We start from the raw sequence: 12,952 nt of genomic DNA on the forward strand, positions 1-12,952 counted from the left end.
ATTAATCATACAAATAAAACCCGGAGACAAAAAAACCCGCCGCAGCGGGTTTTTCGGCCGTGTTCGATTAGTGTTCGAACATTGCTGAGATGGATTCTTCGTTGCTGATACGACGAATCGCTTCGGCCAGCATCCCGGACAGGGTCAACGTACGCACGTTTGGCAGTGCTTTGATCTCGTCGCTCAGTGGGATGGTATCGCATACCACCACTTCGTCAATGACGGAGTTGCGCAGGTTGTTTACCGCGTTACCGGAGAAGATCGGGTGAGTCGCGTAAGCGAATACGCGCTTGGCACCACGCTCTTTCAGCGCTTCAGCGGCTTTACACAGCGTACCGCCGGTATCGATCATGTCATCAACCAGAACGCAGTCACGGCCAGCAACGTCACCGATGATGTGCATCACCTGAGAAACGTTTGCGCGCGGACGGCGTTTATCGATGATTGCCATGTCGGTATCGTTCAGCAGCTTAGCGATAGCACGGGCACGTACCACGCCGCCGATGTCCGGAGAAACCACGATTGGGTTATCCAGGTTCAGCTGCAGCATGTCTTCCAGCAGGATTGGGCTGCCGAATACGTTATCAACCGGAACGTCGAAGAAGCCCTGGATCTGCTCTGCGTGCAGGTCAACGGTCAGTACGCGGTCAACGCCGACGCTGGACAGGAAGTCAGCGACAACTTTAGCGGTGATTGGCACACGCGCGGAACGGACGCGACGGTCCTGACGGGCATAGCCGAAGTAAGGGATTACAGCAGTGATACGGCCTGCGGAAGCGCGACGCAGGGCGTCGACCATAACAACCAGTTCCATCAGGTTGTCGTTCGTTGGAGCACAGGTGGACTGGATGATGAAAATATCACCACCGCGTACATTTTCATTAATTTGTACGCTGACTTCGCCGTCGCTAAAGCGACCTACGGCGGCGTCGCCGAGGGAAGTGTACAGGCGGTTGGCAATACGTTGTGCTAGTTCCGGGGTGGCGTTACCAGCAAAAAGCTTCATATCAGGCACGAGAAGAACCTCAGGCATGCGTCCAGTGGTGGATAGCGTTCGCCGCAAACTGTGCGGGCCAGGCGAAGGCTATCCAGGCGGTGTATTAAAGAGCGCGATGCAACGTCTGGAACAGGGTGACGTTGTCACCGAAACTCAGTCTGCGCCAGAATGGCCTGCTGTAGGGGGGAGGTGTTCATCCCGCGTGCTACAAAACCATGCAGCCAAACCGGCGCTTGCTCAAGCACCTGACGAGCGGCGGATTCGGTGTCAAATTCAGCAAAGACACAGGCCCCTGTACCAGTCAGGCGCGACGGCGCGTATTCTAACAGCCAGGAAAGCACCGCATCAACCTCGCGAAAACGTTTTCTTGCGATATCCTCGCAATCGTTGCTGAATTCACAATTTAATAACGTTTCTATTGACCGAACCGGGGTATTCCTTTTCAGGTCAGGATCTTTAAAGATGACCGGCGTCGGAATGCTCACGCCAGGGTGGGCCACCAGATACCACTTCTCCGGCGGTTCAGCCGGGGAGAGGATTTCCCCCACGCCCTCGGCAAAGGCCGCGTGACCGCGTACAAACACCGGGACATCCGCCCCCAGCGTCAGGCCCAGGGCTGCCAGTTCGTCCTGCGACAGCCCGCAGCCCCAGAGGTGGTTCAGCGCAACCAGCACGGTGGCTGCATTGGATGAGCCGCCGCCCAGACCGCCGCCCATCGGCAGGCGCTTCTCGATACGGATATCCGCACCGCTTCCCGCGGGCAGACGTCCTGATTCCGCCGCAGCTTTCATCAGCAGACGCGCGGCGCGCACGATCAGGTTGTCCTCATGCGCCACGCCTTCGACCGGCGTTAGCAGGCAAATCTGCCCGTCCTGGCGCAGTTCAATGGAGATCGTGTCGCCATAGTCAATAAACTGAAACAGCGTCTGCAGGGTGTGATAACCGTCAGCGCGCTGGCCGGTAATGTATAAAAACAGGTTCAGCTTTGCCGGAGAGGGCCAGTGGGTCATCATTTAACGATCCAGTTGTCCATTTTCAGCTTGATGCGCTGGCTGCCCTGGGTCAGTTCCATATTCGATGGCAGCGACGGTTTGCTCTTGCTGTCATAGGCGCTGTACACCACTTTCCAGGTTTTGCCGTTCTGGGTGTAGTTCACCTGGCTCAGACGGTACTGGTCGTCAAGGGTGTAGTCAGTTGCCTCACCCGGCAGGCCAAGGATCCACTGGCGCAGGCTGTTGAGCGGGATAGGCATCCCGGTCAGCTTGCCAATCATCTCTTCGGCATCGGTCGCGGTATAGTGCTGGCCTTTGTTATCGGTGATCTGCGCTTCGCCCGGTTTCGCGATAAGCTCAAGTTCGGTGCTGCCCAGCGGGTTCAGCAGCAGCAGGCGGTAGTTGTCCTGCCCGGTCTGCTGCCAGAAAAAGCGGGCATAAACCTTCTGTTCGTCAGAGAGATAAGCGAAAGCGCCGCGGGTCTGGTACTGGTTCAAATTACGGACGTCCTGCTGGTGCTGACGCCACTGAGGCGAGTCAGGGCTTTTGCCCGGGCCTTTTGGTTGGGTGACGGTACAGGCGGTCAGAACCAGTGCTGCCAGCGGCAGCAGGCGAATCAGTCGGGTCATAATGAGGACAAATCCTTGAGATACGTTGCAGTTATAACTGTTAATGCTAGCGTCGAAGGGGGCTACCGTCTACGTTCAAATTATCTCAAAGGGTTGTGTAACCTATTACTCCGAAAGGGGGCAGTCCCTTTTATTGATCTCGCGCATCCTGTATGATGCGTTCTGCTAACCTTATTAACGCTGGTACTACTCCCGCTCAACATGACCCTATTAGCACTCGGCATCAACCACAAAACGGCTCCGGTTTCGCTGCGAGAACGCGTAACGTTTTCGCCGGATACGCTTGACCTGGCGCTGGACAGCCTGCTTGCACAGCCTATGGTGCAGGGTGGCGTGGTGCTCTCGACGTGCAACCGTACCGAGCTGTATTTAAGCGTGGAAGAGCAGGACAACCTGCACGAAGCGCTGATCCGCTGGCTATGCGACTACCACAACCTCAATGAAGACGAGCTGCGCAACAGCCTGTACTGGCATCAGGACAACGATGCCGTCAGCCATCTGATGCGCGTCGCCAGCGGGCTGGATTCGCTGGTGCTGGGCGAGCCGCAAATTCTGGGTCAGGTGAAAAAAGCCTTTGCGGATTCGCAAAAAGGGCATCTGAAGGCCAGCGAGCTGGAGCGCATGTTCCAGAAGTCGTTCTCCGTGGCGAAGCGTGTGCGAACCGAAACCGACATTGGTGCCAGTGCGGTTTCTGTTGCTTTCGCGGCCTGCACCCTTGCGCGCCAAATCTTTGAATCCCTTTCTACCGTCACCGTGATGCTGGTGGGGGCGGGCGAAACCATCGAACTTGTGGCGCGCCATCTGCGCGAGCATAAAGTGAAAAAGATGATTATCGCTAACCGCACCCGCGAACGCGCGCAGGTGCTGGCGGATGAAGTGGGTGCAGAGGTGGTAGCCCTGAGCGACATCGATGAACGCCTGAAAGAGGCGGACATTATTATCAGCTCTACCGCCAGCCCGCTGCCGATTATCGGGAAAGGGATGGTGGAGCGTGCGCTGAAGTCCCGCCGTAATCAGCCGATGCTGCTGGTGGATATCGCCGTCCCGCGTGATGTTGAGCCGGAAGTGGGCAAGCTGCCTAACGCCTATCTCTACAGCGTGGATGACCTGCAAAGCATCATTTCGCACAACCTTGCTCAGCGTAAAGCGGCGGCGGTTCAGGCGGAAACCATCGTTGAGCAGGAAACCAGTGAGTTTATGGCCTGGCTGCGCGCGCAAAGCGTCAGCGAGACCATCCGCGAGTACCGCGGGCAGGCGGAGCAGGTGCGTGATGACCTGACTGCCAAAGCGTTAGCAGCCCTTGAACAGGGCGGCGACGCAAATGCGATTATGCAGGACCTGGCGTGGAAACTGACCAACCGCCTGATCCATGCACCAACCAAATCTCTTCAGCAGGCCGCCCGTGACGGGGATGATGAACGCCTGACTATTCTGCGCAACAGCCTCGGGCTGGAATAGCGCCCTATACCCATTTTCTAAGACAAGGTGCACTTACGCCTATGAAGCCTTCTATCGTCGCTAAACTGGAAGCTCTGCGCGAGCGCCATGAAGAAGTACAGGCGCTGCTCGGGGATGCCGGGACCATTGCGGACCAGGAACGTTTTCGCGCGCTCTCGCGTGAATACGCGCAGTTAAGTGATGTTTCTAAATGCTTTACCGACTGGCGACAGGTTCAGGAAGATATCGAAACCGCGCAGATGATGCTCGACGATCCTGAAATGCGCGAGATGGCGCAGGAAGAGTTGCAGGATGCGAAAGCGCGTTCTGAAGAGATGGAGCAGCAGCTTCAGGTGCTTCTGCTGCCGAAAGATCCGGACGACGAGCGTAACGCGTTTGTGGAAGTGCGCGCCGGTACCGGCGGTGACGAAGCGGCTCTGTTTGCCGGGGATCTGTTCCGCATGTACAGCCGCTACGCCGAATCGCGTCGCTGGCGAGTGGAGATCATGAGCGCCAACGAAGGCGAACATGGTGGCTACAAAGAGGTTATCGCCAAGATCAGCGGCGACGGCGTGTACGGTCGTCTCAAGTTTGAATCCGGCGGTCACCGCGTGCAGCGCGTACCGGCCACCGAATCTCAGGGCCGCATTCACACCTCCGCCTGTACGGTTGCGGTGATGCCGGAGCTGCCGGAGGCTGAACTGCCGGATATCAATCCGGCGGACCTGCGTATTGATACGTTCCGCTCCTCTGGCGCGGGCGGTCAGCACGTTAACACCACCGATTCCGCCATCCGTATTACCCACCTGCCGACCGGCATCGTCGTTGAATGTCAGGACGAGCGTTCCCAGCACAAAAACAAAGCCAAAGCTTTGTCCGTGCTGGGCGCGCGTATCCACGCAGCCGAAATGGCGAAACGCCAGCAGGCGGAAGCCTCTACGCGCCGTAACCTTCTGGGCAGCGGCGATCGCAGCGACCGTAACCGCACCTATAACTTCCCGCAGGGGCGCGTAACCGACCACCGCATCAACCTGACGCTGTACCGTCTGGACGAGGTGATGGAAGGGAAGCTGGATATGCTGATCGAGCCTATCGTGCAGGAATACCAGGCCGACCAGCTGGCGGCGCTGTCCGAGCAGGAATAATGGATTTTCAGCGCTGGTTACGTGAGGCGGCCGGTGAGCTTTCAGAAAGCGAAAGCCCGAAACGCGACGCCGAAATTTTGCTTGAGCATGTGACGGGTAAAGCCCGCACGTATCTGCTGGCTTTTGGTGAAAGCGAACTGACCGCGGAACAGGAAGCGCAGCTCGCCGCGCTGCTTGCCCGCCGTAAAACCGGCGAGCCGGTGGCGCACCTTGTCGGTGAGCGTGAGTTCTGGTCGTTACCGCTGTACGTCTCGGCGGCGACGCTGATCCCGCGTCCGGACACCGAGTGTCTTGTGGAGCAGGCGCTGGCGCGTTTACCGGCGGCGGCCTGCAGCATTCTCGATCTCGGTACCGGGACAGGGGCTATCGCGCTGGCGCTCGCTACCGAGCGGCCCGACTGCGCGGTGACGGCGGTGGACGTAATGCCCGATGCGGTGGCGCTGGCGCAGCGTAACGTGGAACGTCACGGGCTCTGCAACGTGACGGTGCTGCAAAGCAGCTGGTTTGAGGCGCTGGAGAATAGCTCATTTGCGATGGTTGTCAGCAATCCTCCCTACATCGACGAACATGACCCGCACCTTGCGCAGGGAGACGTGCGCTTCGAACCGCTGACGGCGCTCGTGGCCGCCAACGCGGGATTAGCCGATCTCGATCACATTGTGACAACGTCACGAAAACATTTGCTTTCCGGCGGCTGGCTGCTCGTTGAACATGGCTGGACGCAGGGAAAGGACGTTCGGGCACTGTTTACGCAAGCTGGCTACGCCGCTGTCGAAACCTGCCGCGACTACGGCGGCAACGAACGCCTGACGCTGGGGCAGTGGCTATGAGCCTCTTTACCGTGCTCATTACCGTCCACCTCATTTCCGTTGCGCTGACCATCAGCTTTTTCATCGTCCGTTACTGGTGGCGCTACAGCAACAATCCACTGACGGATGCCCGCTGGGTGCGTATCGCGCCGCACTGCATCGACACGCTATTGCTCCTTTCCGGTGCCGGGCTCATGTGGAAGACCGGCTATCTGCCATTTACTGATAAAGGTGCATGGCTGACTGAAAAGCTGTTTGGCGTTATCATCTACATCGTTTTGGGTTTTATCGCGCTTGGGCGTCGTCGTCCGCGCAGCCAGCAGGTCGGGTTTATCGCTTTTCTGCTGGGTCTGGTGGTGCTGTACATCATCATTAAACTCGCCACCACAAGAATACCGTTACTGGGGTAAGTCATGAGGTCCTTAGCCGATTTCGAATTTAATAAAGTGCCGCTTTGCGATGGCATGATCCTGATTTCTGAGATGATTCGCGACGATTTTACGTCGCAGTTTGTCTACGATGAGTTGGAGAATCTGGTCAGCCTGGCGCGTGAAGAGATTAATCAGGCTCGCCCGCAAGACTGGCAATTAGAGAAGCTGCTGGAGCTTTTCTACGGCGAATGGGGTTTCTGCGACACGCGGGGCGTGTATCGCCTGTCTGACGCGTTATGGCTGGACCAGGTCTTAAAAAATCGTCAGGGCAGCGCCGTGGCGCTGGGCTCTATTTTGCTGTGGGTCGCGCACCGTCTGGATATTCCGCTGGTCCCGGTCATTTTCCCGACGCAGATGATCCTGCGTGCAGAGTGGCTGGACGGCGAAATGTGGCTCATTAATCCTTTCAACGGCGACACGCTGGATGAACATACGCTGGACGTGTGGCTGAAAGGCAATATCAGCCCGGTGGCTGAACTCTTCAACGAAGATCTCGACGAGGCGGATAACGCAGAAGTGATCCGCAAGCTGCTGGATACGCTGAAGTCTGCGTTAATGGAAGAGCGTCAGATGGAGCTGGCGTTGCGCGCCAGTGAAGTGCTGCTGCAGTTCAACCCGGAAGATCCGTACGAAATTCGCGATCGCGGTCTGATCTACGCGCAGCTCGACTGTGAGCACGTGGCGCTGAATGATTTGAATTATTTCGTCGAGCAATGTCCGGAAGACCCCATTAGCGAAATGATTCGTGCGCAGATCAACGCGATCTCGCACAAACAAATTACACTGCATTAATCTTAATTCCGATTCACACCTGAATAAGGCGATCCTATGAAACAAAAAGTGGTTAGCATTGGTGATATCAAGGTAGCAAACGACCTGCCGTTCGTACTGTTTGGCGGCATGAACGTGCTGGAATCCCGCGATCTCGCCATGCGTATCTGCGAACACTACGTGACCGTGACCCAGAAGCTGGGCATTCCGTACGTGTTTAAGGCCTCTTTTGACAAAGCCAACCGCTCCTCCATCAACTCTTACCGTGGCCCGGGCCTGGAAGAAGGGATGAAGATTTTCCAGGAGCTAAAGCAGACCTTTGGCGTGAAAGTGATCACCGACGTGCACGAAGCCTCTCAGGCGCAGCCGGTGGCAGACGTGGTGGACGTGATTCAGCTCCCGGCGTTCCTGGCTCGCCAGACCGACCTGGTTGCGGCGATGGCGAAAACCGGTGCCGTGATTAACGTGAAAAAACCACAGTTTGTGAGCCCGGGCCAGATGGGTAACATCGTCGATAAGTTTATCGAAGGCGGAAACGACAAGGTTATCCTGTGCGACCGTGGCGCAAACTTCGGCTACGATAACCTGGTTGTGGATATGCTGGGCTTCAGCGTGATGAAAAATGTCTCCGGCCAGTCTCCGGTGATTTTCGACGTGACCCACGCTCTGCAGTGCCGCGACCCGTTCGGCGCCGCGTCCGGTGGCCGTCGTGCGCAGGTGACCGAACTGGCGCGCGCCGGCATGGCGACCGGTCTGGCAGGCCTGTTCATTGAAGCGCACCCGGATCCGGCTAACGCGAAATGCGACGGCCCATCCGCGCTGCCGCTGGACAAGCTGGAGCCGTTCCTGAAGCAGATCAAAGCGATTGACGATCTGGTGAAGAGCTTCGACGAGCTGGATACCAGCAACTAATAAAAAACCCGCTTCGGCGGGTTTTTTGTTCTCCCTCTCACTGTGGGAGAGGGTTGGAGTGAGGGCATCAGCCCGCACCGGATAAAATTACGCAAATATCGTCATCAGATACGCAATAAACAAGGCCATATGCGCCGCGCCGTTCAGCACGTTGGTGCGTCCGGTTGAGAACGAAATCTGGCACAGCAGCAACGAGGCGACCATCACAATCATCTCCGGCGCGCCAAGCGCAAACTGCAGCTCGTTGCCCGTCATAAAGGCAATCAGCGTCACCACCGGCACGGTGAGTGAAATCGTCGCCAGTACGGAGCCGAAGAACAGGTTCATTGCGCGCTGCACCTGATTATTCAACACCGCTTTCAGCGCGCCCAGCCCTTCCGGCGACAGAATCAGCAGGGCCACCAGGAAGCCGGTAAACGCCACCGGCGCGTTCAGCTCGGTTAACAGCGTCTCCAGCGGGTTAGCGTTCATCTTGGTGACGGCAATCACCGCAATCAGATGCACGATCAGCCAAACCGTATGCCACGCGCTGCTGTGGGCCGACGGCTTGCCGTGGTGCGGGTCATCATCGTCGCCGTCATCTTCATGCTCGTACACAAACAGGCTCTGGTGCGTTTTGGTCTGAATCAACAGGAACACGCCGTACATCGCGGCGGAAATCAGGGCGACCAGCAGCGCCTGACCGGTGGAGAAGTTTGCACCCGGCAGCGCCATCGGGAAGACCAGCACGATAATCGCCAGCGGGAAGAGGGCGATCAGATACTGTTTAATGCCGAACAGGTTCATATACTGGGTCGCAAATTTGCGCCCGCCCAGCAGCAGAGAGAAGCCCACCAGGCCGCCCGTCACTATCATAATGATCGAGTAAAGCGTGTCGCGCATCAGCGTCGGCGCGGCATCGCCGGTCGCCATAAGCGCGGAAATCAGGCTGACTTCGAGAATAACGACGGAAAGGCTGAGAATTAACGATCCGTAAGGCTCGCCCAGACGGTGGGCCAGGACGTCCGCATGGCGAACCACGCTAAATGCGCTGGTTAAGATGCCGACCAGGGCAAGAATGTTGATACCAACCACCACTGGCAGTGACTGACTGCTTCCCCAGAAGAGCAGCACAGCCAGTGCCAGAACCGGGAAAATGAGTGACGTCTCCTTGTGGCGGGTCTTTACCGCCTCGTGTGTTGCTGTCATGTGCTTCTCCATCAATGCAGGTGCTTGTAATTATAGATAGATTTTTGAGGTCATTAAACTAACAGATCTCTGTTAAATACCCTTTATTTTTTACTTAATTTTACCCTTTGTCATTATTTTCATTAATGATGGGTATAATGTATATTCTTTGTTTATTACTCATTAAATAACAATAAATTAAAAATTTAATATATTCATAAATTATTGCCGGGTGGCACCATGGCGTATCGTCGTCCACACTTATCTCTTTAACCAAAAGAGAGGTTAGTGATGCCCTATAAAGCGAAACGTGAATTACCGGATAATGTGCAAAACGTGCTGCCCGCTCACGCGCAGGATATCTACAAAGAGGCGTTTAACAGCGCCTGGGATCAGTACAAAGACAAGGACGATCGCCGGGATGATGCCAGCCGTGAAGAGACGGCCCACAAGGTCGCCTGGGCCGCAGTAAAACATGAATATGAGAAAGGAGACGACGATAAATGGCATAAAAAGAAATAGCCGTGAAATGATTCGCTGCCTTCATTTTGACTTTTCAGGCGGTTGAACTTCCGTTGTATTGCAACTGGTCCGCTAATTGCTTATCGTTATTTAACTGCTGGCAAAATGACCAGCAAAAAATGCCGGGAAGGCGAATTACAGATGTCGCAAGGAAGCATGCAGTGGCGGAGGTGTAAAGTGTTAACGCGTGATTTCTTAATGAAGGCAGATTGTAAGACGGCATTTGGTGCTATTGAGGAATCGCTTCTCTGGTCAGCTGAACAACGTGCGGCGTCGCTCGCTGCCACGCTTGCCTGCCGCCCGGATGATGGCCCGGTATGGATTTTTGGCTACGGCTCCCTGATGTGGAACCCGGCGCTCGAATTTGTCGAATCGGCAACGGGCACGCTGCCTGGCTGGCATCGCGCATTTTGCCTGCGCCTGACGGCCGGACGCGGCAGCGCGTGCCAGCCGGGGCGCATGCTTGCACTGAAAGAGGGCGGGCGCACCACGGGCGTGGCGTATCGCCTGCCTGATGCCACGCTGGAAGAGGAGCTTACGCTGCTCTGGAAGCGCGAGATGATCACCGGCTGCTATATGCCGAGCTGGTGCAAGCTGGAACTCGACGACGGACGCACCGTCAATGCGCTGGTGTTTATTATGGACCCGCGCCATCCGCTGTATGAAGCGGATACCCGCACGCAGGTGATTGCCCCGTTGATTGCCGCCGCGAGCGGGCCGCTGGGCACCAACGCGCAGTATCTCTTCTCCCTCGATCAGGAATTGACCCGCCTCGGGATGCAGGACGATTGTCTGAATGAGCTGGTGGTGAAGGTGAAGGCGCTGCTGGAAGGGAACCCGCTCAACAGCACGCTGCGACAGGGTTTTGCCTGACAATACGCCCGGCTTGCCGGGCGTTTAACTTATGCTGCCACGTAGCTGACGGAATGCTCCAGCGACTGGCTGTGGCTATCGATCAGCACATCCCACGTCCCGGTATACGGCACGGTAAGCCAGGCTTTATCGTCCTGTACGGTGAGAATATCCGCCTGGGACTGTTTTTGCGCTTTCGAACTCATCAGATGAATACGACAGCGTTCTGAGCAACGCACCACTACCGTATCCCCGCCAAACAGTTTCAAACTTGTTTTTACCAGTGCCATTTTTTTACCCCGTAGTCTTAAACAACGCTCTCCCTGCTGCCATATCCGAGCGTGATGTTGTTCACAATTCACTCATGGCATAACACCAAACGGGAGGGGGTGGGATGCTGATTTTGATCAAAAAATGGCATAACGATTAAACAAAAATGACAAAATTCCTCAAAATTTAGGCTGGCGCGCGTTTTACCCGCTAAACGCGCTCCGGAAGAAGATTAAATGCGGAAATGCCCGGCTGTTTCAGCAAGGTCGCCCGCCTGGCTCTGCAGGGCACCCGCGGCGGCGGCGGATTCCACCACCAGCTCGGCGTTCTGCTGAACCATTCTGTCGAGATGGGTCACCGCGTGGTTGATCTCATGAATCCCTTTCATCTGCTCGCTGGTGGCGATGGAGATTTCGCGCATGATGCCGGAGACGCTGCCGATGCTGGAGCGGATTTCATCCATGCTTTCCCCCGCCAGATGCACGTAGCGGGAGCCGGTCGCCACGCTGTCGGTGGTGGAATCGATCAGGGATTTGATCTCTTTCGCCGCCTGAGCGCTACGGCTCGCCAGGTTACGCACTTCGCCAGCTACGACGGCAAACCCGCGCCCCTGCTCACCCGCACGCGCCGCCTCGACGGAGGCGTTCAGCGCCAGGATGTTGGTCTGGAAAGCAATGCCGTCAATCACGCTGGTGATATCGCCAATTTTAGCCGACGCGACTTCAATGGACTGCATGGTGCTGATCGCCTGCGATACCACCTCGCCGCCGCGCGCCGCGGCCGCTGAGGCTTTGCTCGCCTGATCGTTGGCTTCTGCCGCCGATTCATTCGACTGGGTCACGGAGGCGGTGATCTGCTCCACGGCGCTGGCCGTCTCGCGCAGGCTGGATGCCGCCTGCTCGGTACGTCCGGAAAGATCCTGGTTACCTGCGGCAATCTCCTGCGCGGCGTTTTTCACCGATTCGCTGGCGTCACGGAGCTGCACCATCACTACCGACAGCTTATCGCTGAAGGCGTTAAAGGCCTGCGCAATCTGCGCAACCTCGTCTTCGCCGCTGTCCGGCAGGCGCTGGGACAGATCGTTAGTCCCGTTAGCAATGTTGTGCATCGCGTCGCGAATGTCGGACAAGCGCTTGAGCAAGCGGGCAATCAGGAAATGCACAATGGCGCCGCTCAGCAGTGCGAGGATCACCAGCGAAATCCCCGAGGCTTTAAGCAGGGAACGCATGCCGGAGGTGGCGTCACCGCTGTCGAGCGCGACGACTAACAGCCAGTTTGTGCCCGGCACGGCTGTCGCCACGAAGGTTTTTTCCGCGTCGTTCAGCGTTCCGTCGACGAGGTTACCGCTTTTCAGCGCAGCAAAATCAATGCCTTTGATCGTCTCACCAAACGGTTTCAGCGTGAGGGCCGGATCGTTAGCGGCAATCACGCTGCCGTCGCTGTTCAGAAGCAACCCGCTGCTGGCCGGGGTTGGATGGATCCCGCGCACGTTAGCCACCACGCTGTCCATCGCCACATCGCCCGCCACCACCGCTTTGAGCGTGCCATTTTCTTTCACCGGCACCGCAAAGGTTACCACCAGTTTACCGGTCCCCGCGTCAACGTAGGGCGCGGTGACAACCGGACCGTCCGTGCTGACCACCTGCTGATACCACGGGCGAATAGTGGGGTCATAGTCCGCCGGAACGCCCGCCGGTTCAGAGAATTTCGCCGTTTTGCTGGCGTAGCCAACATAGACGTTGGTGAATCCACCCGCCTGTGCAAGCTGTTTAAACACCGGAACCGGGTCGTCACTCAGCGCAACGGTCTGCGCGGAGGCGATCACCGACATCTTGCTTTTTACCCAGTCGGCAATCGCCATGTTATGGCTGGCGCTGGTGCTGGTCAGAATATCGCGCTGGGACTGCTGGTTATCCTGGCGCGTGACCTGGAAGTTGATAACGGTGTTAAGGAGAAGGGCGACGACCAGACAGCCTGCCGTCGTCGCGATGATGCGTGCACGAATCGATCTGAACATA

Annotated in this window: 14 protein-coding genes; 8 read left to right on the top strand and 6 right to left on the bottom strand. The window is 57.0% G+C overall.

From position 1 onward, the window contains the following. Window positions 1-67: 67 nt before the first annotated feature. The 3 genes from prs to lolB all read right to left on the bottom strand — a co-directional run bounded on the left by prs (window position 68) and on the right by lolB (window position 2,618). Window positions 68-1,015, bottom strand: coding sequence for a ribose-phosphate diphosphokinase (prs, locus tag ACOTZB_RS00125; protein WP_003856663.1), 948 nt, complete (start codon window positions 1,013-1,015; stop codon window positions 68-70). Between the two features lie 125 nt (window positions 1,016-1,140). Next, window positions 1,141-2,010 carry a 4-(cytidine 5'-diphospho)-2-C-methyl-D-erythritol kinase gene (gene ispE / locus ACOTZB_RS00130; RefSeq protein ID WP_214575965.1) on the bottom strand — a complete coding sequence of 290 codons (870 nt, stop codon included), beginning with the start codon at window positions 2,008-2,010 and terminating at the stop codon, window positions 1,141-1,143. Further along, window positions 2,007-2,618 (bottom strand): lipoprotein insertase outer membrane protein LolB, encoded by a 612-nt coding sequence (gene lolB / locus ACOTZB_RS00135; RefSeq protein ID WP_023312128.1) that lies wholly within the window; start codon window positions 2,616-2,618, stop codon window positions 2,007-2,009. The genes ispE and lolB overlap by 4 nt, the downstream gene beginning before the upstream one ends. Window positions 2,619-2,819: 201 nt before the next feature. Between lolB and hemA the strand changes: the two genes are divergently transcribed. The 6 genes from hemA to kdsA are packed head-to-tail and all read left to right on the top strand — an operon-like array spanning window position 2,820 to window position 8,123. After that, window positions 2,820-4,076 (top strand): glutamyl-tRNA reductase, encoded by a 1,257-nt coding sequence (hemA, locus tag ACOTZB_RS00140; RefSeq protein WP_023335999.1) that lies wholly within the window; start codon window positions 2,820-2,822, stop codon window positions 4,074-4,076. Between the two features lie 41 nt (window positions 4,077-4,117). Continuing rightward, complete coding sequence (gene prfA / locus ACOTZB_RS00145; protein ID WP_421626187.1) at window positions 4,118-5,200, top strand: peptide chain release factor 1; 1,083 nt, start codon at window positions 4,118-4,120, stop codon at window positions 5,198-5,200. Further along, window positions 5,200-6,030 (top strand): peptide chain release factor N(5)-glutamine methyltransferase, encoded by an 831-nt coding sequence (prmC, locus tag ACOTZB_RS00150; RefSeq protein ID WP_421626188.1) that lies wholly within the window; start codon window positions 5,200-5,202, stop codon window positions 6,028-6,030. The genes prfA and prmC overlap by 1 nt, the downstream gene beginning before the upstream one ends. Beyond that, complete coding sequence (gene sirB2 / locus ACOTZB_RS00155; RefSeq protein ID WP_023312125.1) at window positions 6,027-6,419, top strand: invasion regulator SirB2; 393 nt, start codon at window positions 6,027-6,029, stop codon at window positions 6,417-6,419. The genes prmC and sirB2 overlap by 4 nt, the downstream gene beginning before the upstream one ends. 3 nt (window positions 6,420-6,422) lie before the next feature. Beyond that, window positions 6,423-7,232, top strand: a complete 810-nt coding sequence (sirB1, locus tag ACOTZB_RS00160; RefSeq protein WP_023312124.1) for an invasion regulator SirB1 — start codon at window positions 6,423-6,425, stop codon at window positions 7,230-7,232. A gap of 36 nt (window positions 7,233-7,268) precedes the next feature. Then, window positions 7,269-8,123 (top strand): 3-deoxy-8-phosphooctulonate synthase, encoded by an 855-nt coding sequence (kdsA, locus tag ACOTZB_RS00165; RefSeq protein WP_029741601.1) that lies wholly within the window; start codon window positions 7,269-7,271, stop codon window positions 8,121-8,123. An 87-nt stretch (window positions 8,124-8,210) separates the two neighbouring features. Here the strand turns inward: kdsA and chaA are convergent, their stop codons facing one another. Next, window positions 8,211-9,311 (bottom strand): sodium-potassium/proton antiporter ChaA, encoded by a 1,101-nt coding sequence (gene chaA / locus ACOTZB_RS00170; protein WP_023312122.1) that lies wholly within the window; start codon window positions 9,309-9,311, stop codon window positions 8,211-8,213. A 270-nt stretch (window positions 9,312-9,581) separates the two neighbouring features. Here chaA and chaB point away from each other — a divergent pair, with 270 nt between their 5' ends. Together chaB and ACOTZB_RS00180 are read left to right on the top strand one after the other, a co-directional pair. Beyond that, window positions 9,582-9,812, top strand: a complete 231-nt coding sequence (chaB, locus tag ACOTZB_RS00175) for a putative cation transport regulator ChaB (protein ID WP_023312121.1) — start codon at window positions 9,582-9,584, stop codon at window positions 9,810-9,812. A 177-nt stretch (window positions 9,813-9,989) separates the two neighbouring features. Next, the gene (locus ACOTZB_RS00180; protein WP_059357696.1) at window positions 9,990-10,685 is read left to right on the top strand and encodes a gamma-glutamylcyclotransferase; all 696 of its coding nucleotides are present in this window, start codon (window positions 9,990-9,992) and stop codon (window positions 10,683-10,685) included. Between the two features lie 29 nt (window positions 10,686-10,714). On the opposite strand, the gene ACOTZB_RS00185 is transcribed toward ACOTZB_RS00180, so the two are convergent. Continuing rightward, window positions 10,715-10,954: a DUF1883 domain-containing protein gene (locus ACOTZB_RS00185; RefSeq protein WP_010432930.1), complete on the bottom strand. Its 240-nt coding sequence runs from the start codon at window positions 10,952-10,954 to the stop codon at window positions 10,715-10,717. Window positions 10,955-11,166: 212 nt separating this feature from the next. Continuing rightward, window positions 11,167-12,951: a methyl-accepting chemotaxis protein gene (locus tag ACOTZB_RS00190; RefSeq protein WP_047651178.1), complete on the bottom strand. Its 1,785-nt coding sequence runs from the start codon at window positions 12,949-12,951 to the stop codon at window positions 11,167-11,169. Window position 12,952 lies beyond the last annotated feature (1 nt).

This window comes from Enterobacter cloacae complex sp. SHL020, assembly GCF_049236945.1.
Lineage (GTDB): Bacteria > Pseudomonadota > Gammaproteobacteria > Enterobacterales > Enterobacteriaceae > Enterobacter > Enterobacter dykesii.